The following is a 26469-nucleotide window of genomic DNA, read 5'->3' on the forward strand; positions in this document are numbered from 1 at the left end:
CAAGATAATTGAACAAAAATTATGACATATGCACTAGCATATTGCTTGGCTCTTCAAGGAATGACTTCCATAAATTACAAAAACGAGCAATGGTGCCACCGTCAATAGTACGATGATCGCCAGACCAACTCACTTGCATAATTGAGCGAGCTTCCACTTCACCTTTGTCATTAAAGCGGGGTAATTTTTGTAACTTACCTAAGGCAACAATAGCAGATTCAGGCTTATTGATAATAGGCGTTGCCACCGTGCCACCAATAGCGCCAATGTTTGAAATGGTGATCGTGCCACCTTTCAAATCAGCTGCTGGCACTCGACCTGAGCGGGCGTCATTGGTTAAACGGGTAATATCCGCAGCTAAGTCTAAAATAGATTTTGTTTGTACTTGTTTAACATTAGGTACTAACAAACCTACTTTTGAGTCAACGGCCATACCAATATTATGATCGTCAAAATAAGTTAACTCGGTGCAATCTTCATTCACTTGCGTATTCACTAACGGAAATTGCTTCAACGCTAACGACATAGCTTTCATAAAGAATGGCATCATGGTTAATTTAATATCTTGCTTGGCATAAACTTCTTTTAGTTCACCACGCAATTTAATCAAATTGGTCATGTCGATTTCTTCACAGTAAGTAAAGTGAGGAATAGTCGATACTGACCTAACCATAGCTTTTGCCATCACAGCTTTTATACCGCGAATAGGTTCAACGCGTGTGCCACCAACAACACTACTGGTAACATTGCTAACATCAGCAACGCTAGGGTTAGTCGCCACTGCGGGTGCTGGTACTTTGTTAAAAGCTAAAACATCTTCTTTATAAACCCGACCTTTTTTACCACTGCCAGGTACTTGATGAATATTAACACTTAACTCACGCGCAACACGGCGCACGGCAGGACTAGCGACAGCTTTTTCATTCACTGTTTTTGCTACAACTGCTTGATTTTCAACAACCTCAGCCTTAGTGGGTGCATTAGTGGCAGCAGCTTTTAGAGCTTCAACTACAGCAGCAACAGTCGCTGGTCCAGAGGCGGCAATTTCAACGGCAAATAAGGGTGCATGAACTTTGGCAATTTCACCTTTGGCATAATAAAGCTTAACCACTTTACCTTTATGCATAGCTGGAATTTGTACCAAGGCTTTATCGGTCATAACGTCAGCTATCGGTTGATCTTCTTCAATCAAATCACCTTCAGCTACTAACCATTCAACCAGTTCACATTCAACAATACCTTCACCAATATCAGGTAAAATAAAGTCTTCTACTTGAGTGCCACTTGCAGTAGTAGGCGCTGGCACTACAGGTATTTCAGCGGCTATTGTGTCATCTAATGTTGGTGCAACAGCGCTTTGCGTTTCAGCGCTACCTTCTGGTGTCATAGAAAATAAAGGTTGATGAACTTTCGCTATCTCGCCTTGTGCGTAGTAAAGTTTGTCTACTACGCCAGAATGCATCGCTGGAATTTGAACCAAGGCTTTGTCGGTCATCACATCAGCAACGGGCTGATCTTCTGCAATCACATCGCCTTCAGCTACTAGCCATTCAACCAGTTCACATTCAACGATACCTTCGCCAATATCTGGCAGTATAAAATCAATGCTCATGCTTATAAATCCTAGTAGGTCATAGTGGTTTTAATTGCTTCAAAGATCTTTAAATGATCTGCAGCGTATTCTTTTTCAAGTGCTAATGGATAAGGTGTATCCATGCCACAAACTCGAGAAATTGGCGCTTCTAAATGCAAGAAACATTCTTGTTGAATAGTCGCGGCAATTTCACTGGCAAAACCAGCCGTTAAAGGGGCTTCCTGACTGACAACAAAACGCCCTGTTTTAGTCACTGAGTTTGCTACTGTTTCAATATCCCAAGGCAAAATGGTACGTAAATCAATAATTTCACATGAAATACCGTCGCTTGCTGCCAATGCTGCTGCTTTCTCAACGATCTCAACTTGAGCGCCCCAAGCCAGTAAAGTGATATCACTGCCTTTTTGCACAACTTCAGCTTTACCTAAGGGTAGTTCGTAGTCTTCTTCTGGCACTTCGCCAACTGATGCACGATACAAACGTTTAGGTTCAAAGAATATTACTGGGTTATCGTCACGAATTGACGCCAGTAACAAACCTTTTGCTTGATAAGGGTTACGAGGCACAACAACTTTTAAACCAGGTGTATGAGCAAAATAAGCTTCAGGTGATTGGCTATGATATAAACCACCGGCAATACCACCGCCGTATGGCGTACGAATAGTCAATTTACCCACATCAAATTCATTACCACTACGGTAACGAAATTTAGCTGATTCATTAACAATTTGGTCAAAGGCCGGAAAAATATAATCAGCAAACTGAATTTCAGCAATAGCGGTACTGCCTTGCGCGGCTAGGCCATTAGCAAAACCAATAACACCTTGCTCAACCAAGGGGGTATTAAAGCAACGGCTTTTACCGTATTTTTCTTGTAAACCACTGGTGGCACGGAACACGCCACCAAAGTGACCCACATCTTCACCAAAACAAACCGCACGATCGTTTTCTGCCATCACGATATTAAGCGCGTCATTAATCGCTTGTAATAAATTGATTTGCGCCATTACTTAATTCTCCCTGACGTAAACGGGTAAGCTTTAGGATGTTTTTTGATATGTTCTTTAAGATCATCAAATTGACTTTGTAACAAAGGCGGTACTTGATCATAAACATCAGTAATGAGATCTTCTACTGGTGGCTTGTCAATTTTTTCAGCCACTTTAACAGCGGCTAAAACTTCATCTCTGAGCTTTTCGAACAAGGCAGTTTCTTGTGCTTCGTCCCACCAACCTTGGGCAAGCATCCAGTTCTTCATCCGAAGAATTGGATCATGTTCTTGCCATTTGGCTTCTTCTTCACGTGTTCTATAACCTGAAGGATCATCAGACGTTGAATGCGCACCTAAACGGTAAGACATAGCTTCAATTAATACCGGCTTGCCTTCTTTTATGCCATATTCACGCGCCAATTGTACTGCAGCAATTACAGCTAAAATATCATTGCCGTCAATACGTATGGTTTTCATACCGTAACCCACACCACGTGAAGCAATACCATTACCGACATATTGTTCTTCTGATGGCGTTGAAATAGCGTAGCCATTATTACGACAGAAGAAAATAACCGGTGCTTGATGTACAGCCGCCATGTTTAAGCCGGCATGAAAGTCGCCTTCAGACGCTGCGCCTTCACCGAAATAACAAATGGTAACCGCATCTAAACCTTGCAGTTTTTGACCATAGGCATAACCGGCAGCTTGTGGGATTTGTGTACCAAGTGGTGATGAAATCGTCATATAGTTCAATTCACGACTACCGTAATGAATTGGCATTTGACGACCTTTACCTAAATCTTTTTCATTGCTGAACATTTGGTTCATAAAGTTTTCAAGGCTAAAACCTCGAAACATTAATGCTCCCTGCTCACGATACTGCGCCATGATCATATCTTGATCTTTCAGGCCAGCAGCACCACCAACACTAGCAGCTTCTTCGCCAAGTGCCGTCATATAAAAACTGATGCGACCTTGGCGCTGTGCTGCCACCATACGTTCATCTAATACACGATGAAAAGCCAGCGTTTTATAGGTTTTAGTCGCTAATGCTTGATCTATGTTTGGCATGGCAGCATTTTTATAAATGCTACCATCTTGTTTCAATATTTTAAGGATTGGAATTTCAACTGAATGACCATCAATAAAAGCGGGTTGATGTACAACCGGGCTTTCGCTATATACGTCAGTGTTCATAGCCTTCTCTTTTTTTATTAACCTTGGATATAAGGTAACATTGCCTATTCTACCTTGGCTTTAATTAATGAAAGTATAGAAGCTTTCAACGCAAGGTGAGTATTAATGTCGTTGTTATGAATTGTTGGTTGTAATAATCGCGATCACTTTACCTTTACGTAAACTGAAACACAAGTCTAGTGATTAAAGTGAGCTGTTCTGCAAGCCTTGCAGCGAGCAGAATTCTTTACAGTTATATTCGCTATAATCAAGCCTATTAGTCTAAGTCATTGATAAAAAATATTTTAGTTTCAAAAAACTCAGTAGCTAAATACCGAAGTCCATTTAGACGCAGACTTTTAGTTTCAGTTCTAAGCTAAGTATCTAAGTAACGAGATTCACCTAGGCACAGGCTATGTCTTCCAGACATAACCTAAGTACCTAAGTCCATTTAGGCACAGGTTATTTGTTCCAGACATAACCTAAGTACCTAAATCCATTTAGGCACAGGTTATTTGTTCCAGACATAACCTAAGTACCTAAATCCATTTAGGTAAGTGTTGTGGGGGTAACGGTTAGCATCGCACGTTGGCCAATAGCGACATTAGCATTAGGGAAAATAATCGCTTCGCCGTCTTGCTGAGTTTTAACTTCATTTTCACCGTCAATCGCTAGGACATGACCTTTAGGAAAGTCTGTGAAATTTTCAACATCATCAGCAAAAGTTAACGAAAAATCTTCATGTTGGCGATCAATCACCTGTGATATTTCATAAAGGTTAAAGTCGCTGGCTTTATATGGCACTAAATCAAGCTGCTGGCCTGACACTAGCTTGGTCAAAGTGTCTCTAACTTGAACAAACTGGCTCATATCATTCTCACCAAATGGACGTACTTTACCTAGCTCAACGGTAAAAGCATCAGCGCCAAATTCATGTGACGAAAAATAACTAAAGGTAGTCGTTGGAGAATGTGACAACAAAATAGTGCTAACACCGCAGGCATTTAGAAACTGTAGCTGACTTTTTTTACGCGGCGCGCCATGCAAAAAAGGGTAAACCGCAAATTTGTCACACTTTGAGCCACGAATAGCGGTATGTAGATCGTAATGACAACGACTACGTTCTTCGCCATCTGCTGAGTCTAATTTACTGCCTGCAACGAAGAAGTCTCTCACTGTGTTTTCTAATAACAAAGCACGATGACGCTCTTTATTAATTAACCCCGCACCTTGGCCTTGGTCTTGTGAATGGCCGCCAGAAAACAAACGATTCAGGTTTTCTTCAATAAAGCGTTCAGCAATATTCATTGAGGCCGGATTACCAAAAATAAATAATACCCGCTCTGCTAACTTCAACTCACCTCGGATCAATTGGCCAATAATATCGCTGCAAATTTCAATAGGCGCGGTTTCATTACCATGGACAGCACTCGATAAAACAATATCTTGGCTGCTAGCACGATCAATCGGTTCGAAGGTAATTAAACCGGTATCTAATACCGTGACTTTACTTGAGGTTTGAGAAGCTTGATGCGTAACATCAAAACTAAAAGCGCCACCAGGTAATGACCATTCATTAGCACGAGTCATTGAGAGAAAATCACCACTTTGTTGTAAAGTTGATGCGAAGGCATTGGTTGAACTTGAAAAATCACTCACGCGTTTTCACCTGTTGTCATAAAAGAGTTTAATTGAGTAGCCTAGATTGGAGACGGCAACGCTTATTAATTGTTGATTACTGATTACGCGCTATTGTACTTGATTTGAAACTAAAGGTCTTTGCGCTGAAAGTTTAATCTCTTTTGTGCATGATTACTCAGTGTGAGCTTTAACAGTAGATATTTTTTTCGCTATTGGTTGCTTAGTAGGTTGATTGCTGGCTAGGTTGATTGGTGAGTAGTAAAACATTCGTCTTTAACTGTCTCGGCTATCTTATTAAGCACTTTAAGCAGGCGGTTTAAAATAGTGAAAATTACAACTTTCAGAGTTAAAAGTTTAACCAGGTTACTAACTCGCTCTAGGGTATAAAGCGAGTTAAAATTTTAAGCTGAATGTAGACATTTGCAGGCGTATTATGAACCTATGACTTGGGTTATTAACAGCCACTTTTGTCGCTAGCTATTAAAATTGGGACTTAAATTTTAATAGCTACTTTTGTTGCAATAGCGTTTGAACTCTCCTGAGGTCATGGCGACTATCTTCGAAGGTAGCTAGATTAGACAAATATTATTTTTAGCGCGCAATATCCCCTAAAAATATTAGATGTTTAAATTTGGTTTGATGAAACTTATTAACCTTGCTGCGGATAACTATTTTTGCACAAAGGCTTTATAAACTCCGTTTGTCCAACCAAAGCCTTCTTGCACATCATACTCGCCTCCTTCAGCTTTATCACTTTGCTGGCAGACATTGTATTTTTCCATCAGCTTGCCCGTTTTGTTAAAATAAACCTCAACAGTATTTAGCCAACGGCTTTTAATTGTTTGCGCTAAAGACGCTTGCTGATAGTTAAGTAAACCTTGCACCGCAAACCAGTGTAAAGGTGCCCAACCGTTAGGGGCGTCCCATTGTTGGCCGCTGTTAATAGCTGTAGTCGTTAAGCCTCCTTTTTGCAAAAACTTATCTTCAATAACATCAGCTATCTGCTCTGCTTGGCTTGAACTGGCTAATTGTACAAATAAAGGTAACACGCCGGCTAAGGAATACACCGCACTCTGGTTTTGCTGACCTATATCGTAATCCATAAAATAACCCTGCTTCGTTGACCACATATAACGATTAATAGCATTTTTTCTGCTTAGGGCATAATTTTGGTAACTTGCACTCGCCGCTTTATCGCCAGTCGCTAAATAATAATCAGCCAGTAGGCTTTCTTGTTTATACAGCAAGCAATTTAAGTCTACTGGAATAATTTGGGTGGTACGAATAGAAGCCAATGACTGCGCATCAGCTAACCAACGAGAGCTAAAATCCCAACCCGACTCACAAGCCGCACGAATATTACGATAAAACTCACCAGGGTTTTCGGGCCTTGACTGATCTAGCAATTCTATATCTTCTTTATATGACTCTGACCGTGGTGTTTCGTTGTCGTCCCAATAACGATTTAAAAAGCTACCATCAGGCATTTTTACAACACGCCTATGCTCATATTGCCCCTGAGATAAACTGGCACTTCCCTGCATCCAAAATTGGTACTCCACTTCAATCGGCGTAATATATTTTTTTAAAAATGCACCTTTATCGTCTTGATAAGGTAATAGCAACTCAACTAATAAGCCTAAAATAGGTGGTTGAGAACGCGAGATATAATAGCTTCTATTGCCATTAGGAATTAAGCCGTAACGTGATTGTAAGTCGACAAAATTTTCTAACATAGATTCAACTAGCGCAACTTGATTCGACTCAACCAAGCCCAAAGCAGTAAAATAACTGTCCCAGTAGTATATTTCTCTAAAACGCCCTCCTGGCACTATATAAGGTTTATTAAGGGCTAATAAAGAGCTATTGAGTTGCTGATCTGCTGGCATGCGTAAAGCTTGCCATAAAGCGTCAATTTGCTTATTAATATCAAGACTTGGTGTTTCAATAAGTATTTCATTTAGCTTAGGAATAATAAAATTTTCTTCAACAAATTCAATGATATTTTCATTATTAATTGGCGCTGAATTATATTTTTTCAATATATCTTCAAGCGGAAATCTGGCTATGGCGTCAGCAAAAGTTTTACTATCAGGAAAAATGCCACTCATTTGTACTTGATTAAATAGCTCACTTTCAAAGAATGCTAAGCTTGTTTGAACTTTTGACGTTATATTATTGGTGTGTTTCATTCGAGTCTCTATACCGGCTTTAAATCGAGCGTTTTCTGCGTTGCCGTTTTGAAAAAATACAGACTAATAAAAATTAGTCCCATAGGAATAAGTGACAGATAAAAAGCGGTTTGGCCGCCAAAAGCTTGAAAAGAGAAGCCGGTAATAATTGAACCTGTGGTTCCCCCCAGAGCAGAAAAAATAACAATTAACCCTGTCATAGCCGCATGTTGCGAACGCTCTATACTGCTTAACATCACTGAATTAAGTACTGGATAAATAGGCGCCATCATCAAACCAATCAGGGGTAAAAGATAAGCAACTAAAGGCGCATCAAAAATGCTGGTCACATTTTGTGTTGAAGAAAGTTCGGTTAATGGTAATAGCACGATAATGGTTAGTCCCATCACGATTAAGCAGATGTTGAGTAACACATACCAATGAATTACTCGTAATACTTGTCCGGCCAATAATCGACCAATGGCAAGCGCAGCCGCAAAAATACTGGTCATTTGTACGCTAACATTACTGGGTAAACCCAGAACCTCACTGTTGAAGGTGGGTAACCAAGTGCCAATACCCTGCTCAATTAATACGTAAAGGAAGATAGACAGAACAAACACCAACACTAAGGGCTGAAAGCTCATTTTAATCATGTGCATAAAACCACTGATCATGTTTTTATTTTCACTGCTTATTTCAGCTTTCTCAATGGAAGAAAAAGCGACTAAGACTAAGGTTAACGCGATCATTGCGGCCAAAGGATAATACACGTCTAACCAATCGGTGGAGGTTTTGATATTAGGGTCGACATAAAAGCTAAATAACCAATAGCCTGACAAGCTACCCAACATAAAAATACCTTCAATGGTGTTAAGTAGTGACGAATGTGATTTTACCGATGATGATAGTTGGCCAATAATCGAGTAAACCGATACTTTGACTAACGCAAATGAAACACCAATGCAGGCAAACAGTAACTTAATCACCCAAAAACTGCCCAGTATTGGAGTAATCAAGCACGCCAGTGTCACTAATGACAAACCCATCATCAAGGTGACTTTATAGCCAATTCTTGGAATGAGAGAGGCTATAAAAAAAGAAACAAAAGCAATGGATAAGTCTTTAAAGCCTTCTAAAGTACTAGCTTGTGGCATACTAACACCAAAACTATTAATCGATTGAAGGATCACTGTACCAACGCTATTTAGCAGAATGGCAAAAACAAAATAGGCTGCTGCAATAGCACTTATGGTGACTAGTCGGGACATACTTTAACTTATCCTTGAAGGTGATTTTACTTAGTGTATAACAAAAAAACCACAATGCAAACGTTTGCATTGTGGTTTTTTTATAATCTATATCCGCTAGTAGCTTAACTATCGCGGGTAGATTTTCGCTTAATAAGCTCAATGTCGATGACAACAGACTCGGCTGCTTGGTGATTAAATTGCCTTAACAGCTGCTCAACCATTATTTTAGCCGCTAATTTAGTGTCCTGTTTAATGGTAGTTAAGGCGGGATGAAAAAGTTCGGCCATCGCAATATCATCAAAACCAATAATACTGACATCATTAGGAATGTTAATGTATCTTTCTTTCAAAGCCTTTAAAGCACCTAGAGCCACCATATCACTCGTGGCAACTATGCCATCAAAAAATAACCCTTTAGCTAAAATTATCTCGTCAATTTTTTCATAGGCAACTTTACTGGTAATGTCACAAGATAAAGTTAACTCGGTTGACGAGTCTATATCAGCTTCTATTAAGGCTCTTTTATAACCTTTATAACGTTCACTCATTTCAGCATGTTCAGGATCGCCAAGAAAAAGAATACGTTTACAGCCGCCGTCAATCAAATGCTGTGTTGCAAGGTAGCCGCCCAAGTCGTTATTACTGCCAACAATAACGTAACTGGATTGTGCCGTTGGAGCGCCCCAAACCACAAGCGGAGCACCTGATTTAGCCACTTGCTCGACTTGTGTTGTGCTTTTACCCTGGCCAATAACTATAATGCCGTCGGCTCTGCTACTGCTAATAAAATAGTTAGCCCAATCATCATTAGCCATGTGCGAATTTGACAATAATAATTCATAGCCGTGTTGATTAAGCTCTTGGTTCAAATCGCCAACAACTTTAAGTAAAAAAGGGTCGCTGATACTTTGGTCTGTATCATCAGTTAAATTTAAAATAACGGCTACAACATTAGTCTTTTGGGTACGTAAACGACTTGCCGCTCGGTTTAAACTGAAATTGTGCTCTTTAGCTAAAGCTTGTAGGCTTTCTCGCGTTGCTTTTTTTATCAATGGGTTATCTTTCAAAGCCCTTGATACTGTTGACGTCGAAACACCGGCTAGCTTTGCCAGCCCTGCTAACGTTAATTTGTTGTCATTAACCAATTGTCTTTACTTCCTAAGTTGATACAACTTTCGATTTTACCGTCATAAATTTACAGCTTAATTTTTTCTACTTAATAATGCTCAAGAATTATTGCACAATTAGCCAGTAATGCAATTGAAAACAAAAAAATGCAAACGTTTGCAACAATCAACTTGCAAACGTTTGCATTCACACTTATATTGCTTGTGGGGAAAAATATATTCAACAAAACTATTAACTGATAAAGCGAATGCTCTTATCAGATCAGGGGACAAAACATGACTAAGAATTTCAAACTATCTGCAATCACCATTGCAATAACCTTACTTTGCCAAGCAAATAATGTTTTAGCTGCAGAAGAATCAAGCCGTAAAGTAGCCAATGAGAAAATTGAAAAAATTATCGTTACTGGTACTTTTAGTGGTAAAGCGGTTGCTAAGGAAGAAGCCAGCTTTGCTATTAGCTCGTTTTCTGAAGAAGATATTAAAAGATTAGCACCAAAAAGCACTGCTGACTTGTTTAAGGCAATTCCTGGTGTTTGGTCTGAAAGTTCAAGCGGCGTTGCTGGTGCCAATGTTTTCGTGCGTGGTTTCCCTAGTGGTGGAGATGCGCCTTTCTTAACAGTTCAACTGCAAGGTGCGCCGATATTTCCGCCACCAACGCTTTCTTTCCTAGAAAATTCAACCCTATTTCGCTTAGATGAAACAGTAGAATTTATGGAAGCACTACGTGGTGGTACCAACCCAGTGATCAGTAATGGTCAACCCGGCCTTACCACTAACTTTCTATTAAAAGAAGGCTCAGAATATACCGAAGGCTTAGTAAAGTACTCTACTTCTGACTACGGTTTACAGCGTGTAGACGCAGTGGTGAGTGGCAGCCTTGCTGATGATCTGTTCTTCATGGTAGGTGGTTATATTAAAAGCTCACCCGGTGTGCGCGATGCGGGTTTTAATGCTGAAGAAGGCAATCAATTTACGCTTAACTTAACGAAAGTTTTAGACAACGGTAAAATCAACTTCTACACTCGTCAAACTGATGACCATGGTGTTTGGTATTTACCAACACCTTTAAATGTTGAAGGTGTCGATAATAAATTTACTCAAATAGGCACATTAAATCGCCAAGCAAGTATTCAATATGGTCCTGAAGGTAATAAAACCACTGAAACGGTTGATTTTGGCCAAGGGCGTGGCTGGAATGGCTCAGTGTCTGGCGGTAGTATTGACCTAACTTTAGATAATGGCTGGGGACTAGTTGATCGATTCATTTATACCAGTGGCGATGCTGATACCTATGGCTTAGTACCAGAAGGCTCAGCCGTTAAATTATCAACAGTGGCAGATAATGGCAGTACTGCATTGGGTAGTGTTACAGGTACTGAATATTCAGGTGATACTGATGTTCAGCAAATTGGTCGTTGGGTAGTAAAAAAACAAATTGAAGCATTTACCAATGATTTCGCTTTAACCAAAACCTTTAACAAGGGCAGCGTAACCGCCGGTTTATATAACTCTACTTTTTCTGCCAAAGATTGGTGGGCATTAGGTAATCAGTCTTATCATGTCATAGCACCCGGCGGTGAAAACCTGACCGGTATCGATTGTAATGACAATGTGGATAGCTGTGGCTGGAATTACGATATCAATAGTGTTGGCGAAGGCCGTACAACAGCCCTTTACCTTGCCGCTTCTTATGAAGTATCAGATGCAATAACGATTGATGGTGGGTTGCGTCGTGAAAACCATCAAATTGAATACACAGTAGATGAAGACTTAGACGGTGTAATTACCAAAGCTGTCTCTTACGATGAAACAAGCACGGCTTGGACAGTCGGTACGAACTGGATGTTTGCTGAAAAACAAGGCATTTTTGTCCGCGCTAGTGAAGGCAGTAAAATGCCTTTCTTTGATGATTTTAGAGATAACTTTGGTGCCTACCAAACCGGTGAAGATCTGATCAAAGATGTTAGTCAATTTGAATTAGGTTATAAGCTTTCTACCAATAGCTATGAGCTTTATGCAACAGGTTTTTTCAACGAGGTAAAAGGTGACACTTTCGTGGCAACGCCAGGTGATCCTGCAGAAGTTTTTACCAATGAAGCTTATGGCGTAGAACTCGATTTTAATTACTACAGTAATAATGGTTTTTCAATAAACCTAAATGCTACTTTGCAAAAAACAGAAGTCACTGAGCATAGCGATCCACTGGTTATTGGCAATGAATCGCCAAGATTACCAAGCTATCAAGTGCGGGTAACACCTAGTTATAATATCGACTTTAGTAATGGCATGTATGCCACCTTGTACGGCACACTTAGCGTGGTAGATGATCGTTTTAGCGATGCATTAAATACCCCAGCAGCAATATTAGAGGGCTACGAGAAAATTGACCTTGGTATGATTTTAAATCTTTCTGATGCAGTACAAATGCAATTATCGGTAAGTAACTTAACTGATGAAGAAGGTTTAACCGAAGGAGATCCACGTGACACCTTATCTTCAAATGGTCGTTACATCTTAGCGCGCACTATTGATTTTAATGTCAGTTATCAGTTCTAGTTTGCACTAGCGTCAGCTAACAACAAAGCGAAACAACTTGATTCGCTTTGTTGTCTTGACTCACTATTAACTATTAAACTAAGCCAGTAACTAAGCCAGTAACTAAGCTTACCATAGATTAATAACTACCTATTTGCCAATCTAGCAGCAAAAGTAGTAGAAAAAACAGAGCTTATTAGCACATAAAGTTATCGCTTTCTGTGCTAATTCATTTCATCAACTCACACTGTAATACACTGCAATTTTTTCGCCACTAACGATTTAACAGCTCAGCATTGCTTGGATATTTTTTCAGTAACTCAACAAGTTTACTCGCACCTTCTGTGGGTTTAAGACCGGTAAATGCTCTTCGCAAGGTTTTTATCTTTTCGAGATCCTTAACATTTAACAGCAGTTCCTCACGGCGCGTACTACTTTTAGCCATATCCAAGGCAGGAAAAATTCGTTGTTGTGCAGCTTCCCGTGATAAAACAACTTCCATATTACCCGTGCCTTTGAATTCCTCAAATATCACTTGGTCCATCCGGCTGCCAGTATCAACAAGTATGGTTGCTAAAATAGTCAGTGACCCACCATGCTCAATCTTTCTCGCCGCGCCAAATAATTTTCGTGGTATCGCCATCGCGCTAGCGTCAAGGCCGCCCGACATAGTACGGCCACTGCTTTTCTGATTGGCATTATGTACTCTTGTCAGTCGAGTTAGAGAATCAATAACAATCATAACATCATGACCTTCTCCCGCTTCCTTGCGCGCAATATTAAGCAGGTTATTAGCGACACGAACGTGTTGGTCATGGTTTTCATCTGTAGAGGAAGCATGTACTTGTGCCGACACGCTGCGCTTAAAGTCTGTCACCTCTTCTGGGCGCTCATCAATAAGTAAGGCATAAAGCTTTATTTCGGGATAAGCTGTCGCCACGGCTTGGCAAACATCTTTTAAAAGCGTGGTTTTTCCGGAGCCTGGCGGAGCAACAATCAAGCCTCGTTGACCTCTGCCAAGCGGTGTAAACAAATCCATCGCTCGCATGGAAAGTTGCTCAGAGCCTGATGCTAGCTCAATACACTGATAAGGATTGATGGCTACGCCATTTAAAAAACGCTTTTGTGGGTCATCACAAGATACATCTTTAACTACTTCATCCACTTGTTTGGGTAATTTTTTTCTTTTTACCGGTAATGTTAATATTTTTCTTGTCATGATATCGCTTTATAGCTCTGGAGAGTGAAGTGTTCTTTAACCTCGGTATTTTAGTCTAAGGTAACTAACGGGTATTACACCCATACAATATTAGCGACCTGCTCAGATTATATGTTATTAAAATAGCGATTAAGCCACTAGAAAAAATTGATCAATATTTTCAGCTGTTATCTTTAAAATCAAAATCAAAATTAAGCTTAAAGCGCTATCGCTCTGCTTGCCTTGCTAGCACCGAAAAAACTATATCCATAGCATTGTAAATTAAGGTAAATAAGCCCAATTTATCATCACAGAAAAGCGTTTTTTTAGCTAACGTTTTATGTCAGTAACATAAATTAAGCGCTAACGTAGCATTTTTATAGCGGCTAACTTTCCTATTAAAGTCATGGTAGATAGAGTCACGTTGAAGAGTAATTACCAGCAGTTTTGAGAATTTATGCCATCATTATCAATGACTATTTTATCGCTTTATTTTACTCATTGGACATAAGTAAATTTCAGCGGCATAAGGGCTCTATTATTAATTGTGCTCGTTTTAAGTAATTAACAGCGCACTTGTGCGGATGGTTAAATAGCGATCCTGACTGTTGATTTTTAATGCCAGTTTTTATCACTGAGTCGGCTTGTTTTTATTGTTCAGGATGACATTGAAAAGCTGAACTTAATATCTTAACAGCGTTAATTTGCTCACAAAAACCAGTAAAAAAAGATTTAAAAATTCAAAGCTCATTTCTGATAGCAATAAATAACTTAACGCTTTATTTCTCGAGATTTAGGCATAGGCTTAGCTTCATGCTTTGCCAGTAAATCTGTTGAAAAAGAAATAACTTGACCACGTCCAGTCGCTTTAGCAAAGTATAATGCCATGTCTGCATTGCTTAGTAGTTCATCTAAAGTCGTACCATGTGTTGTATTTTCGACAATGCCAGCACTAAAACTAAGTTGAGTCATGTTTTTTTCTGGCGTCAGTATTTCATAACATTTTATTGAATCTAAAACTGTATCAATCAGCGTAGTTAACTCTATGCCAGTGCGCGTGTAACTAAAGACACAAAACTCTTCTCCACCAATGCGGGCAAAATAACAGTCATTATCTAACGCTAGTGTCACTTTTTCAGCAAAACGCTTTAGCACATAATCACCAAACTCATGGCCATAAACGTCGTTAAACTGTTTAAAATGATCAATGTCGATTATGCAGATCGACCCCTTAGTATTATTTTGGTTTTGGTTTTGGTTTTGAATGTATTCATTAAATCTTTTGAACATAGCTCGACGGTTGGCGATACCGGTTAATGAGTCGGTATAGGCCATTTTAATCAGGCTCTTTTCTTGTGTTTCCATAAGAGAAGCATAAGCCTGTAATGAATATTCTAGTTTTTTCAGCTCGGTTATGTCCTGACCAACAATCATGAGTTGGTCTTCATCATAATCACTCATGATAACTTTGATGGTTTTACGCGTGCGTTCATCTTTTAATTGTATGGTAAATGCATAAGGGCTTTGTGCAGTTACAGCTAAGACTTGCTCTCTAGAGAATTCTTGATATTTGCTCTCAAATAGGTTGAAAATGGCCTCGCCACATTCCCCTATGATCGCCTTAAACTTGCTACTCGAATAAGATGGGGCTAATGTTTGCCTGTTACATATTGCAACGACAACGTCTAATTTATTTAATAAATCAAATCCCATGGTTATTACTCCGCGACAATTAACGATTTTCGAGCAGCTATCAAGCGAGCTAACGCCTTGATATCCTCGTCTTCAACTTTAAAATTGTTCAAGGTAGCGATAAAAATATTGACCACTTCATGCCATTCAACTTCAGTTATCTTAAATCGACTATGAGCTGATTTGAGCTTTGCATCATCATATTCACCTGGGCCTCCCATCATAGCCGCCAAGTATTTGGTTTGGTGCTCGATTAATGCCTCCATCCTAATAGGTTCAAAAATATAAGCGACAATATCTGACTCTAGAACTGCATCGTAAAACTCACCCACAAGAGGATATAAAGTGGCAAAGCCCCCGTATTTTTCAAAATAATTTATTGTCGTCATTTAATTTCCGTTTCTAGTTCTATTGCTAGAATTTATCCATAACTAGGAAGCCTAATATTTCGCTAAGCTAATATCTCACTAACTAAGTGACTACTTGCTCTTTTTTTCAATGAATATAACAAGACTAAAGCTTGCTATATTCATCTTAACCAACACTACAATACTTGATAATACACTAAGCGTAAATAAGACTACCTTAACATCTTGTTACATTCATCTTAACCCGCACCACAATACTTGATAATACACTAAGCGTAAATAAGACGACCTTGAGTATCATAAGAACAGAAAGTAATAGATAAATATTAGAATGACATAACGATAAATAAAGTCACCCACTGGCAACTTTATTTAACATCATTCTAACCATATCTTTTATGCTTGTATTACAAACCAGCAGCCACAAAGGCAGCACTGACAAGTTTTTGTGCATCGCTAATAATTAACTGTAAATGCGCATCATCAATAAAACTTTCGGCGTATATTTTATAAATATCTTCAGTGCCTGACGGGCGAGCAGCAAACCAACCATTTTCAGTACACACTTTAATGCCACCAATAGCGGCATTGTTACCGGGCGCATGTGACAATATTTGGCTGATTTTCTCACCCGCTAACACATCAGTAGTAATAGCATCCGCTGTTAGTGCCGTCAGTACCTGCTTTTGTTGCAAGTTAGCGACCGCCTCAACACGGCCATAACAGGGCTCGCCTAATTGCTTAGCTAATGCTTGATATAATTGATAAGGGTCTTTACCGGTAACGGCAAGCATTTCAGCCGCGAGTAAGGTCATCACAAAACCATCTTTGTCTGTGGTCCAACAGCTGCCGTCACGGGCGATAAATGTCGCGCCGGCGCTTTCTTCACCGCCAAAGGCATAGCTTGCATCATGTAAACCATCAACAAACCATTTAAAACCAACAGGTACTTCTGAAAGAGGACGGTCAATAAGCTTGGCAACACGGTCAATTAGCGAACTAGATACCAGTGTTTTACCTATTTTACAAGTTTTAGGCCAGTTTCGGTGAGTCATTAAATAGTGAATAGACACGGCTAAGTAATGATTAGGGTTCATCAAACCACCGGTTTTAGTCACAATACCGTGGCGGTCAAAATCAGGATCGTTGCCGACGGCAATATCAAACTTGTCTTTCAAAGCAATTAAGCCTGCCATGGCATAAGGTGATGAACAATCCATGCGAATTTTGCCATCTTTATCTAATGGCATAAAAGCAAAACTTGCATCAACCACTGGATTGACTACGTCTAATTTTAAACCATGTTTTTTAGCGATTACCGGCCAATAATGAATACCTGAGCCCCCTAAAGGGTCAACACCAATATGTATACCTGCTTTTGCAATCGCTTCCATATCAACTACTTGGCTTAATTGCTCAACATAAAAAGTGATAAAGTCTTCACGAGTCAGTAATGCAGATTTTAGTGCTTGGGTATAATCAAGGCGTTTAACATCAAGCAGTTTATTCGCAATTATTTCGTTCGCACGCTGCTCAATAACTTGGGTTATTTCACCTTCAGCTGGACCACCATGAGGAGGATTATATTTAATGCCGCCATCGCTGGGTGGGTTATGCGAAGGCGTGATGATCAAACCATCAGCTTGGCTTGACTGGGTTTTATTATGGACAATAATCAAGCGTGAAATAACCGGCGTTGGCGTAAAGCCATCATCGTCTTGAATAACAACAGGGACATTGTTGGCGATCAATACTGAAATAGCAGAAGCAAAGGCTGGTTCAGATAACGCATGGGTATCTTTACCTAAATAAAGTGGCCCATTAAAGCCTTGCGCTAAACGATATTCAGCTACTGCCTGACAAATAGCTTCAATATGCTGCTGATTAAAGCTTAATTTACTGGCATTACCACGATGCCCAGAAGTACCAAAAGTCACTTTTTGCTCGGCAATGTCAACATTAGGTGTTTGTAAAAAATAGTCGCTAACCAAACGACCAAGGTTAATTCTATCTATCGGTCTTGCCAGTTTGCCTGCATGTTGATGAATGGTCATTTAATTTCCTTATCCCTTATAAAAATTTAAGCCGTATACCTTACTTGATCACAGATTAATATCACCATGATAACTAAAGTAAATCGCGAATGTCTTCGACATCTTGCTCGTTATAGCCTAATGCTCGACTGACTTCGGTCAACATCATTTTTTTACGGGTAGTGTTTGAGTTTGTAATCACCCAAAATGGGCTTTCTGGAATCTGACGAGGCTTAGTACTGCTGCCACTAGCCACTAATTCTGCTTCACTGGCCGCAAAATATAAACGGTCACGACCTCTGATCTGACAAGCGACTGAAAAACACTGGCCGTGCACCCGATGTAATGCCGCTAATACCAGTAAAAATCGACCTACAGCGCCACGCTGCATAGCCAACTCTTCTCTATTGATGTAATGAAATACTGAGCCATTAACATCAACCTTTGCATCAGCTACTGGCTCTTCAACAACTGCTTCTACAATTTGTTCAACAACTTCTACTTTAACGGCAGCTACAACCTCAGCATTGTTTTGGCTGGGTAAGTTAATTAGACGACGTAATATCGACGAGGCACTTTCGCCAATATACTGGGTATTTGAGGCAATATGTTGATAAAGTTCTTCATCTATTTCGATGTTTTTCATTGATGACCCTAGGAAAATTATGATAGATCGCGGCAAGATTATACTTGCGTTAATAATAAGTCTCTATAGTGGATTAACAAATGATGGAAATATTTTTCAAAAAGCCATTGGGTAAGCTGTCGAAATTAAATATTAGCCACCACAATCAGCGCGCTCAAATCGATATACTGCTTGATTTTAATAAAATTTAATTTAGATTTTATTACCTCAAAATGTAAAAATAAGCACAGTTTTATTCCTTAAATAACACCATAAGAGACTCCAATGGCAAAGCTTTTAAACTATCAACAATCTGGCAGCGGTAAAAACATTATCCTTATCCATGGTTTATTTGGCCGCTTAGAAAACCTCAATATGGTGGCAAAAGCCTTAGCGGAAAATTATCGAGTCACCAGCGTTGATGTCCGTAACCATGGCGACTCATTTCACAATAGTGTGATGAACTACTCAACCATGGCACAAGACATCATTGATATTATGCAGCACCTAGCCATCAATAGTGCCGTAGTCTTGGGGCATTCTATGGGCGGAAAAATAGCCATGGAATTAGCCCTTACTGCGCCAGCGCTAGTTGAAAAGTTAATTGTTGCCGATATAGCCCCGGCTGAATACCCACCGCACCATAAGCAAATAATTGCTGGCTTAAGGTCACTTGACTTTACCACGATAAAACAACGTAAAGACGCGGATAAACAGCTCAGCCAATATGTTGACAATCTCAGCGTGCGACAATTTTTATTGCGTAATTTAAGTAGCGAAAATGGCCAGTTTTCTTTTAAATGTAATATTGAAAACATAGCAAAAAATTATCCACAAATAATGACAGCTTATCAAGGCAGCAATAGCTATCAAGGCCCCACCCTGTTTATCAAAGGGGCTAATTCTGACTATATATTGCCCGAACACCGCACTGCAATATTACGCTTATTTCCACAGAGTCGTGCTCGCGTTATTCAAGGGGCTGGGCATTGGTTACATGCTGAAAAAACGCTTGCCTTTAATCGCAGCGTTGAAGGATTTTTAACAAGTTAATTGATCTAGCGCTAATACCAAACAGTATAACTTTGTATAATTAGCGAGATAAAATTATTTTATACTCATAGGCGCCAAAATAGCAAAATAATGCTGACAAAGTGGTTACTCAGGTAACAAAAATAATGTCTTTAAAAGCCGTAATATGCTATAGTGCGCCCTGAAAATTTTAGGGTTAAATATGTTAGCAGAACACTTCGAATTAATTGAAACCATTGGGCTAAATTTATTTTTTGCTTTTATCTTTATTTTCATTGGCTTATCAATGCATGATGTAATGAAAAAAAACGATGTACCTAAGATCGGAAAGATAGTTGTTTATTTTGTATTATTTTTAGGGTGTGCTGGATTTATCGCAAAAGGCATCATTCAGTTTATTTGGGAAAGCCAAGGCGTTGGGTAAGTAAGTAATAAGATGGCAAAAGAAGTAGCAGATTTAACGACCATTGACTTATTTAGCGATGAAAAGCGACCGGGGCGACCAAAAACGAACCCCCATTCACGCAGCGTGCAAGTAAAAATAAACAAACGCAATCAGGTCAAGCGCGATAAGAACAATGGCTTAAAGCGAATAGAGTTTAAATTACATCAAGATGTATATGAACGCTTAGACGCTTTAGCAAATGATAAAGGTGTTAGTCGAAGTGAATTAATAGAAGCCCTATTAGTTCAGTCGCTTGATGCCAACGATATTAAAGTTTAGTTAGCTATAAAAAGGTTAAATTGATGGCAATTGTAGGTTTATTTTTCGGAAGTGACACAGGCAACACCGAAGCCGTAGGCAAAATGATCCAAAAAAAATTGGGTAAAAGCCTTGTCGATGTTAGAGATATCGCCAAAAGTACCAAAGAAGAAATCGCTGAGTTCGATTTAATAATTTTAGGTATTCCTACCTGGTATTATGGCGAAAACCAATGTGATTGGGATGACTTCTTACCTGAATTAGAAGAAATTGATTTTACCGACAAACTCGTGGCTATTTTCGGTTTAGGCGATCAAGAAGATTACTCTGAGTACTTCTGTGATGCGATGGAACCATTGCGTGATATCGTGGAATCAAAGGGCGCTATTATTGTTGGTAACTGGCCAACCAAGGGTTATGAATTTGAGGCCTCTAAGGGCTTAGTTGACGAAAACACCTTTATCGGTTTATGTATTGATGAAGACCGTCAGCCTGAACTAACCGCCGAGCGGGTCGATACTTGGGTTAAACAAATTTACGATGAACTATGTTTAGCTGAGTTAGCAGACTAACGCTTTACACAGTAAACTACATTGTATTGAAAGAGCCAGCGGTTAGCTGGCTTTTTTGTTGCTATTATAGCTAATACCAATCTCACTAATTATCTGATCATTTTTACTGGTTAAAACAACCCACTACTGCGTTATTTATTTAATAATTAGAACAACTAGTTATTAAATAAATGCCTTATATTTGGCCATTTTACCTGCGTATAAAGTAGACCACCTAGTTAATGAAATTGGTATAACAAAACCTGCTATACGCTTGCAGCCGGACATGCGTTTAAGGTATATACATTAATTTTCAACCCTTCATCTAAAAAAACTAGTAAACAAAAAATGTAGCCATACTAGCGCATAAGCGCTTGAGAGAAAGGCAATGGCGGTTGACTATCACTATAGTCCAAGGCATTTAATAGTTAGCACTTAGTAATGCTGCTCCTAATTAAGTTTAATTATTTGATTTTAATAATTAAACTTAATTAATATCGTGAATTTTGCTATCATGATCTTCTGATGGTTTGGTACTGTTCTTTCTAATGAAAATATTTATTTTAAAATCAATTTTGTTGTTTTTTTTAGTGCTTCCTCAGCTGAAGGCATTTCAATCTCCATCGGCCATTGAAAACATCACTTTTTATACTGAGATTTATCCGCCAGCCAATTATTTAATCAATGATGAACTCAAAGGCATTTCAGCAGATACGTTAAAAGCTATCTGGAAAAATTTAGACATACCTGAACAAGAAGTACTGTTAGTGCCATGGGCACGTGGCTATAAATTTACTTTAGATAAAAGTAATACCGCTTTATTTACTGTGTCTAAAACTCAACCACGTGAAAAGTTATTTAAATGGGTTGGGCCTTTTTTTCATTCTACTCATGTCTTATTTGCCAAAAAATCAAAAAACTTTAATTTTTCCAACTTACAGCAAGTGTTTAATCATACTGTTGTAGCGGTAAAGGATGATATTTCCGGTATTTCGCTACATAAAATGGGTTTTCCTGCGGCTAGTCTTGCAGAAATTTCACAACTAGAACAAGCCTTTTTGTTGATGCAATCAGGTCGTGTAGACATGATGGTTACCTCTATTCATGCTTTTGAGCATTTAGCAAAAAAAAGCAACTTAAATACTGATGCCTATGAACAGGTTTGGCAGGTCAACAAAACAGGTAATTACTTGGCATTTAATATCAATACACCCAATCACATAATACAAAGCTACCAGCGAGCCTTTGATAATATTGCTAAACAACGATTAACCATTAAACAACAATATGACTTGTCTCCAGCTGAGTACTAATTAACAGGTTTTTTAGCTATAAAAGGACTTTAGCCATAATAAACTTGTTTTTTCAGCTACGAATTTTCATGGTTAAAAGTGACTTAGCCAGTCTCCTCTGAAAAAGCCTTACCTTACTTGATCAGATATAAGATAAGTACTTCAGCAATCGGCTCACCTTGATTCAAACTCGGTTTATCCTAGTTACTGGCTAGCAATGTTGTAGGATAAAAATCCTGTGCTCTGCCCTCTGTTAACAGTTAACTGTCACTGTCCTCTGTTAACAGTTAAGCTAAATAAGTCGCGAAAAAGAAATATAATGTCGTCGCAACACTTATCACAATAACAACACCTCTTACCTGCTTTTGTGGTAGTTGGCGTGATATATTCGCCGCCATATAGCCTCCTACTAACGTGCCACATAACAAAACAGTACCTTCATACCAGACAATAACGTCATTATAAATAAACAGGGCGATGGCAATTAATGACACTGCCGCTGACACTAATAATTTCAATCCATTCATTGCATTGATGTTGGTATGGCCTGCTAATGCTAAATAGCTGAGTATAATGATACCCAGTCCCGCGTTAAAAAAACCGCCATAAATAGACACTCCCAAGAGTAGTATTAACAGTAAAACCCCACCAATAGCAGATGCGTGTTGGTGCTTAGTCGCTATTTTTTTAAACCCTGCATTAAGCTGACCACCAAAAATAAACAGTACAGTGGCAAATAATAACAACCAAGGAATAGCGACTCGAAATATCCCTTCTGATGTTTGCAGCAATAGCCAAGCACCAAAAACACCCCCTATCAAACTGATAACGATGATGAGTAAGAGTTCATCTTTATGCGCAGCAAGCTCTTTTCGAAAGGCATAAGTACCGCTCATATAACCGGCGCACGACGCAAAAGTATTGGTCGCATTAGCCATAATAGGAGGAATACCGACAAAGATAAGCGCGGGAAAGGTAATAAAACTTCCACCGCCGGCAATCGAGTTAACAACACCACCAAAAAAACCGGCAAGGAACAAAAATATGAGTTCAAATGACATGATTAATAATAAGCCTGTAAAGATAAAAATGGGTTAAACGGTAGCATATTTTCTTTCAGCCCCAGATACTGGCAAGTAAAATGCCTGTGTGATGTTCAATCCTAACCTGATTTCATCCATTTGAATATTATATATGATGACGGCTTGACTACTATTTGACTACTATCTGACTACTATTTGACTAGTGCTTGACTAGAGTTTCATCACTGAATAATAGAAATTAATCGACAAAAGAGACAAAGCGATATAGTTTAGCTGTATCATTTACAGCATCCATAACTGACGGATTAACTTGATCTATTTCAAAGATGCCCACCCTCTTGGAAAAATTAATCATATTCCTAGAATTGTTGCAACCATGTATGCTTTGTCCATTTCGGTGCAAATTTTAGGAGCAAATATCTTTGATATACATTATATCTGGATTATTCCCTTGTGCCTTTTATGGCCACATCTTGCCCTGACAGCAACCAACCTGTCTGCAAATGGACGAAAACAGGAAGAGATAAACATGCATTTAGATGCTTTGTTTGCTTGCCTGATGATACTGGTTACGCCGATTTATTCCTTTACTTCAACGATGATCACATTATTGATTGCAAACGCGCTATTTGTTGGTGGCTTTCGTGCCATGTTAACTACGCTATTAGTGATGATCACAATTTTTGCTCTAGCTTTTGCTATCTTGCCTGAATTGCACTTTTTGGATGAAGAATACAATACTATTATTTCCAGTAGTTTTTTCTTGCTTATTTACTTGTGCGCATTCGCTCTAACGGTTTTTCGCCTCACGCATCGATTAATTAAGCTCAATAAGAAAGTTAAAACACTCTCGGTAACCGACCCATTAACTGGCTGCTACAATCGATTATACTTGGATAATAATTTGGCCAAAGAACTACAGCGTACTTATCGTTTTAAAAATCAAGTTACTGTGCTGTTTGCAGATTTAGACCATTTTAAAAAAATTAATGATCAACAAGGTCACAATACTGGCGACAGGGTACTAAAAAAATTCGTACAGATAGTTAATACATGTATTCGCCATGACGTTGACTGGATAGCCCGTTATGGTGGGGAAGAATTTATTATTATCTTACCCAACACCGACGCAGAATCAGGTGCCATCACGGCCAATCGTATCCGAGAAGCCATCAGTCAATATAAATTTGTTTCAGACGAGAGCTATTTTCAAGTTAGTTGTAGTTTTGGTGTCTCAGAAACTTATCTCGATAATGATGAATTAAACATAGAACAACTGACTAATCAGGCTGATCAAGCGCTTTATAAGGCAAAAGATAAAGGTCGAAATCGCGTTGAAATATTTTCACCAAACGAAACTTTGAAAGGTTAATCGCTCGATACCCGTACATAAATGATCAAACGCTAAGTAACAAATTTTATTGCTTAATGATTTTAATAACAGCACAAGCGTGACTTTTTATGACTAAGTTAACTTGATGCTTATCGCCACTTAATTTTTTATTATGGCTTGTTCTGTTTCAGTTCGCCAAAAAAAACACGGTCAGGCATGAGCTGTTTTATTCAATCAAAAAACTTCGCTTTTTCTTCAAACTAGCTCGCCTTAAGGTTTAAAGCTCAACCGTATTAACTCCTAACGGTAATAACTTACAAGGGAAATAAAGTCTAAGCGCTATTAACGTCTAAAAAGCCAACTGACGATTAGTTCTTTCGCCCCCTCACACACTCACAAGGTGAACCAGTGGCTAAAAAGTGTTCATCATAAAACACTTACTCACCTTGGCCTTAAGGCATTATGGCCTAAATACGCTGTTTAATGAGTTAACTGATATCTCAATATATCGACAATTTTTCGCTTACAACAATTTAGTCTGCAATTACTCTATAAAGCTTACCTATAACAGCGTAGGATGAGGTAACTTTAGATATAAATTAGGGCTGCACTTAACGTGCACTAACATAAAAAATTATGCAACTAACAGCAAAAGCATCACTGACTAACGCGTTACTTATTTCTATTTGCACACCGAATTTTAAAGGTGATGAAGCAACCGAGTCACTTGCAGAGCTTGCCCGCTTAGTCACTACGTTAGGCTTTAAAGTAGTAGGTACACAATCGCAAAAGCTGAGTTCTACCCAAAAAGTGAATGTACTCGGCTTAGGAAAACTGGCTGAAATAGCGCAACTCACCGGTAACAAGGGTGTGGTTGAAGGCTTAGAAGAGGATGAAGACTTAGAAGAAGATGCAGAATTCACCCTTAACCCTGTAAATGTTCCATCAGATAACCTGCCGTTTGCCTGCGCTGATGTGGTGGTATTTGATTGTGATTTAAGCCCATCTCAGCTGCGTAATGTCGAGAATCAGTTAGGCGTAGAGGTGTTTGACCGTACCGGCATTATTATTGAAATATTTAGTCGCCATGCTCGGACCAAAACAGCGAAATTACAAGTTGAAATTGCTCGGCTTAATTATGTTGCACCGCGCCTTCGTGAAACATCAACGGGTGATAAAGAACGTCAAATGGGTAAAGGCGCTGGCGAAACTACACTAGAGCTAAACCGCCGTGCAGTTCGCGACCAATTAGCCGAACTCAAGCGTGAGTTAGTCAGTGTTCAAGACGAAATGAAAGGCCGACGTAGCCAACGTTCTGAGCTTTTTTGTGTCGCTTTAGTCGGTTATACCAATGCCGGCAAGTCATCAATGATGCGAGCCATTACCGGTAGTGATGTTGAAGGTGAAAACAAACTTTTTGCCACCCTTGACACCACAGTTCGTGCCTTATATCCCATCACTCAACCACGAATATTAGTCTCAGATACTGTCGGTTTTATTAAAAAATTACCACACGATTTAGTCGCCTCATTTCATTCCACTTTAGCAGAAGCCCATGATGCATCATTATTGCTCTATGTGGTTGATGCTGCCGATCCTTCATTTCGTGCACAACTCGATGTCGTTCATGACGTATTAGAAGAAGTGGGTGTTGAAGACAGTAAAAAATTACTGGTACTCAACAAATCAGACCAACTGAGCCTTGAGCAACAACAAGCGCTGATGGAAGAGTTCCCTGATGCTATGATGACTTCAACCCGTAATCCCGCTGATATCAGTAAATTGCATAAATATATTGTTGGCGTTGCACAGGACGAGATGATTGAAGACGAAGTTATTATCCCCTATACCGCTAAAGGTATCATAGGTGAAATTCGTTCAAATATGAGTGTTATTAAAGAAGAATATGAATACAGCCATATTAAGCTTACTGTACGTTCAAATGCGATTGATTTAGAAAGATTAAAGAAGAGCATGCTAGGTTTATCAACTGATGACTCATAAAGCGTAAGTTATAAGTCATCAATGCTAGTGCATCAACGGCACAGTAATTAACTGTTCTCACGGGGACACATTAACCCATGTGTTCCCGTTTTTGGTCTAAT

At 39.1% G+C, this 26469-nt stretch carries 21 protein-coding genes; 8 read left to right on the forward strand and 13 right to left on the reverse strand.

Features of this window, described 5'->3' with window-relative positions; all coding sequences use genetic code 11:
- Positions 1 to 19: 19 nt before the first annotated feature.
- The 7 genes from H4J61_RS12345 to H4J61_RS12375 all read right to left on the reverse strand — a co-directional run bounded on the left by H4J61_RS12345 (position 20) and on the right by H4J61_RS12375 (position 9974).
- Positions 20 to 1612: a dihydrolipoyllysine-residue acetyltransferase gene (locus H4J61_RS12345; protein WP_182185256.1), complete on the reverse strand. Its 1593-nt coding sequence runs from the start codon at positions 1610 to 1612 to the stop codon at positions 20 to 22.
- Positions 1613 to 1623: 11 nt separating this feature from the next.
- On the reverse strand, positions 1624 to 2601 hold the full coding sequence (locus tag H4J61_RS12350) for an alpha-ketoacid dehydrogenase subunit beta (protein ID WP_182185257.1): 978 nt from the start codon (positions 2599 to 2601) through the stop codon (positions 1624 to 1626).
- Positions 2601 to 3785 carry a thiamine pyrophosphate-dependent dehydrogenase E1 component subunit alpha gene (locus H4J61_RS12355; protein ID WP_182136105.1) on the reverse strand — a complete coding sequence of 395 codons (1185 nt, stop codon included), beginning with the start codon at positions 3783 to 3785 and terminating at the stop codon, positions 2601 to 2603. Before H4J61_RS12355 ends, H4J61_RS12350 begins: the two co-directional genes overlap by 1 nt.
- 528 nt (positions 3786 to 4313) lie before the next feature.
- On the reverse strand, positions 4314 to 5423 hold the full coding sequence (gene astE, locus H4J61_RS12360) for a succinylglutamate desuccinylase (protein ID WP_310650057.1): 1110 nt from the start codon (positions 5421 to 5423) through the stop codon (positions 4314 to 4316).
- A gap of 650 nt (positions 5424 to 6073) precedes the next feature.
- A complete protein-coding gene (gene treF, locus H4J61_RS12365) occupies positions 6074 to 7597 on the reverse strand; it encodes an alpha,alpha-trehalase TreF (RefSeq protein ID WP_182185258.1) in 1524 nt (507 codons plus the stop codon).
- Positions 7598 to 7605: 8 nt separating this feature from the next.
- Entirely contained in the window at positions 7606 to 8847 is a 1242-nt protein-coding gene (locus H4J61_RS12370; protein ID WP_182136107.1) for a sugar MFS transporter, read from the reverse strand.
- A 104-nt stretch (positions 8848 to 8951) separates the two neighbouring features.
- On the reverse strand, positions 8952 to 9974 hold the full coding sequence (locus H4J61_RS12375; RefSeq protein WP_182185259.1) for a LacI family DNA-binding transcriptional regulator: 1023 nt from the start codon (positions 9972 to 9974) through the stop codon (positions 8952 to 8954).
- Positions 9975 to 10232: 258 nt separating this feature from the next.
- Between H4J61_RS12375 and H4J61_RS12380 the strand changes: the two genes are divergently transcribed.
- Entirely contained in the window at positions 10233 to 12515 is a 2283-nt protein-coding gene (locus H4J61_RS12380; protein WP_182185260.1) for a TonB-dependent receptor, read from the forward strand.
- Between the two features lie 253 nt (positions 12516 to 12768).
- On the opposite strand, the gene rho is transcribed toward H4J61_RS12380, so the two are convergent.
- From rho to seqA, 5 genes are all read right to left on the reverse strand, one after another.
- A complete protein-coding gene (gene rho, locus H4J61_RS12385) occupies positions 12769 to 13713 on the reverse strand; it encodes a transcription termination factor Rho (protein WP_182185261.1) in 945 nt (314 codons plus the stop codon).
- A gap of 750 nt (positions 13714 to 14463) precedes the next feature.
- Positions 14464 to 15405 carry a GGDEF domain-containing protein gene (locus H4J61_RS12390; RefSeq protein ID WP_182185262.1) on the reverse strand — a complete coding sequence of 314 codons (942 nt, stop codon included), beginning with the start codon at positions 15403 to 15405 and terminating at the stop codon, positions 14464 to 14466.
- Positions 15406 to 15410: 5 nt separating this feature from the next.
- Entirely contained in the window at positions 15411 to 15773 is a 363-nt protein-coding gene (locus tag H4J61_RS12395; protein WP_182185263.1) for a group 1 truncated hemoglobin, read from the reverse strand.
- Positions 15774 to 16159: 386 nt separating this feature from the next.
- Positions 16160 to 17806, reverse strand: coding sequence for a phosphoglucomutase (alpha-D-glucose-1,6-bisphosphate-dependent) (pgm, locus tag H4J61_RS12400; protein WP_182185264.1), 1647 nt, complete (start codon positions 17804 to 17806; stop codon positions 16160 to 16162).
- A gap of 73 nt (positions 17807 to 17879) precedes the next feature.
- On the reverse strand, positions 17880 to 18431 hold the full coding sequence (gene seqA / locus H4J61_RS12405; RefSeq protein WP_182185265.1) for a replication initiation negative regulator SeqA: 552 nt from the start codon (positions 18429 to 18431) through the stop codon (positions 17880 to 17882).
- 264 nt (positions 18432 to 18695) lie between these two features.
- Here seqA and H4J61_RS12410 point away from each other — a divergent pair, with 264 nt between their 5' ends.
- From H4J61_RS12410 to H4J61_RS12430, 5 genes are all read left to right on the forward strand, one after another.
- Positions 18696 to 19463 (forward strand): alpha/beta fold hydrolase, encoded by a 768-nt coding sequence (locus H4J61_RS12410; RefSeq protein ID WP_182185266.1) that lies wholly within the window; start codon positions 18696 to 18698, stop codon positions 19461 to 19463.
- Positions 19464 to 19644: 181 nt separating this feature from the next.
- A complete protein-coding gene (locus H4J61_RS12415; RefSeq protein ID WP_182136116.1) occupies positions 19645 to 19866 on the forward strand; it encodes a DUF2788 domain-containing protein in 222 nt (73 codons plus the stop codon).
- Between the two features lie 12 nt (positions 19867 to 19878).
- Positions 19879 to 20166 carry a LexA regulated protein gene (gene ybfE / locus H4J61_RS12420; protein WP_182136117.1) on the forward strand — a complete coding sequence of 96 codons (288 nt, stop codon included), beginning with the start codon at positions 19879 to 19881 and terminating at the stop codon, positions 20164 to 20166.
- Positions 20167 to 20189: 23 nt separating this feature from the next.
- Positions 20190 to 20717: a flavodoxin FldA gene (fldA, locus tag H4J61_RS12425; RefSeq protein ID WP_182136118.1), complete on the forward strand. Its 528-nt coding sequence runs from the start codon at positions 20190 to 20192 to the stop codon at positions 20715 to 20717.
- A gap of 527 nt (positions 20718 to 21244) precedes the next feature.
- Positions 21245 to 22009, forward strand: coding sequence for an ABC transporter substrate-binding protein (locus H4J61_RS12430; RefSeq protein WP_182185267.1), 765 nt, complete (start codon positions 21245 to 21247; stop codon positions 22007 to 22009).
- A gap of 266 nt (positions 22010 to 22275) precedes the next feature.
- On the opposite strand, the gene H4J61_RS12435 is transcribed toward H4J61_RS12430, so the two are convergent.
- Positions 22276 to 23049 (reverse strand): sulfite exporter TauE/SafE family protein, encoded by a 774-nt coding sequence (locus tag H4J61_RS12435; protein WP_182185268.1) that lies wholly within the window; start codon positions 23047 to 23049, stop codon positions 22276 to 22278.
- A 292-nt stretch (positions 23050 to 23341) separates the two neighbouring features.
- On the opposite strand from H4J61_RS12435, the gene H4J61_RS12440 reads away from it, so the two are divergent.
- Both H4J61_RS12440 and hflX read left to right on the forward strand, forming a co-directional pair.
- The gene (locus tag H4J61_RS12440; protein WP_182185269.1) at positions 23342 to 24403 is read left to right on the forward strand and encodes a sensor domain-containing diguanylate cyclase; all 1062 of its coding nucleotides are present in this window, start codon (positions 23342 to 23344) and stop codon (positions 24401 to 24403) included.
- Between the two features lie 597 nt (positions 24404 to 25000).
- Positions 25001 to 26368, forward strand: coding sequence for a GTPase HflX (gene hflX / locus H4J61_RS12445; RefSeq protein WP_182185270.1), 1368 nt, complete (start codon positions 25001 to 25003; stop codon positions 26366 to 26368).
- Positions 26369 to 26469: the final 101 nt, after the last annotated feature.

Origin of the sequence: Colwellia sp. MB3u-4 (assembly GCF_014077065.1) — a bacterium.
Lineage (GTDB): Bacteria > Pseudomonadota > Gammaproteobacteria > Enterobacterales > Alteromonadaceae > Cognaticolwellia.

Excerpts from the sequence above, each read along its gene's own strand:
- H4J61_RS12345 (WP_182185256.1), bottom strand. The coding sequence starts at position 1,612 with ATGAGCATTGATTTTATACTGCCAGATATTGGCGAAGGTATCGTTGAA.
- H4J61_RS12350 (WP_182185257.1), bottom strand. The coding sequence starts at position 2,601 with ATGGCGCAAATCAATTTATTACAAGCGATTAATGACGCGCTTAATATC.
- H4J61_RS12355 (WP_182136105.1), bottom strand. The coding sequence starts at position 3,785 with ATGAACACTGACGTATATAGCGAAAGCCCGGTTGTACATCAACCCGCT.
- treF (WP_182185258.1), bottom strand. The coding sequence starts at position 7,597 with ATGAAACACACCAATAATATAACGTCAAAAGTTCAAACAAGCTTAGCA.
- H4J61_RS12370 (WP_182136107.1), bottom strand. The coding sequence starts at position 8,847 with ATGTCCCGACTAGTCACCATAAGTGCTATTGCAGCAGCCTATTTTGTT.
- H4J61_RS12380 (WP_182185260.1), top strand. The coding sequence starts at position 10,233 with ATGACTAAGAATTTCAAACTATCTGCAATCACCATTGCAATAACCTTA.
- rho (WP_182185261.1), bottom strand. The coding sequence starts at position 13,713 with ATGACAAGAAAAATATTAACATTACCGGTAAAAAGAAAAAAATTACCC.
- H4J61_RS12390 (WP_182185262.1), bottom strand. The coding sequence starts at position 15,405 with ATGGGATTTGATTTATTAAATAAATTAGACGTTGTCGTTGCAATATGT.
- H4J61_RS12395 (WP_182185263.1), bottom strand. The coding sequence starts at position 15,773 with ATGACGACAATAAATTATTTTGAAAAATACGGGGGCTTTGCCACTTTA.
- pgm (WP_182185264.1), bottom strand. The coding sequence starts at position 17,806 with ATGACCATTCATCAACATGCAGGCAAACTGGCAAGACCGATAGATAGA.
- seqA (WP_182185265.1), bottom strand. The coding sequence starts at position 18,431 with ATGAAAAACATCGAAATAGATGAAGAACTTTATCAACATATTGCCTCA.
- H4J61_RS12410 (WP_182185266.1), top strand. The coding sequence starts at position 18,696 with ATGGCAAAGCTTTTAAACTATCAACAATCTGGCAGCGGTAAAAACATT.
- H4J61_RS12415 (WP_182136116.1), top strand. The coding sequence starts at position 19,645 with ATGTTAGCAGAACACTTCGAATTAATTGAAACCATTGGGCTAAATTTA.
- ybfE (WP_182136117.1), top strand. The coding sequence starts at position 19,879 with ATGGCAAAAGAAGTAGCAGATTTAACGACCATTGACTTATTTAGCGAT.
- fldA (WP_182136118.1), top strand. The coding sequence starts at position 20,190 with ATGGCAATTGTAGGTTTATTTTTCGGAAGTGACACAGGCAACACCGAA.
- H4J61_RS12430 (WP_182185267.1), top strand. The coding sequence starts at position 21,245 with ATGAAAATATTTATTTTAAAATCAATTTTGTTGTTTTTTTTAGTGCTT.
- H4J61_RS12435 (WP_182185268.1), bottom strand. The coding sequence starts at position 23,049 with ATGTCATTTGAACTCATATTTTTGTTCCTTGCCGGTTTTTTTGGTGGT.
- hflX (WP_182185270.1), top strand. The coding sequence starts at position 25,001 with ATGCAACTAACAGCAAAAGCATCACTGACTAACGCGTTACTTATTTCT.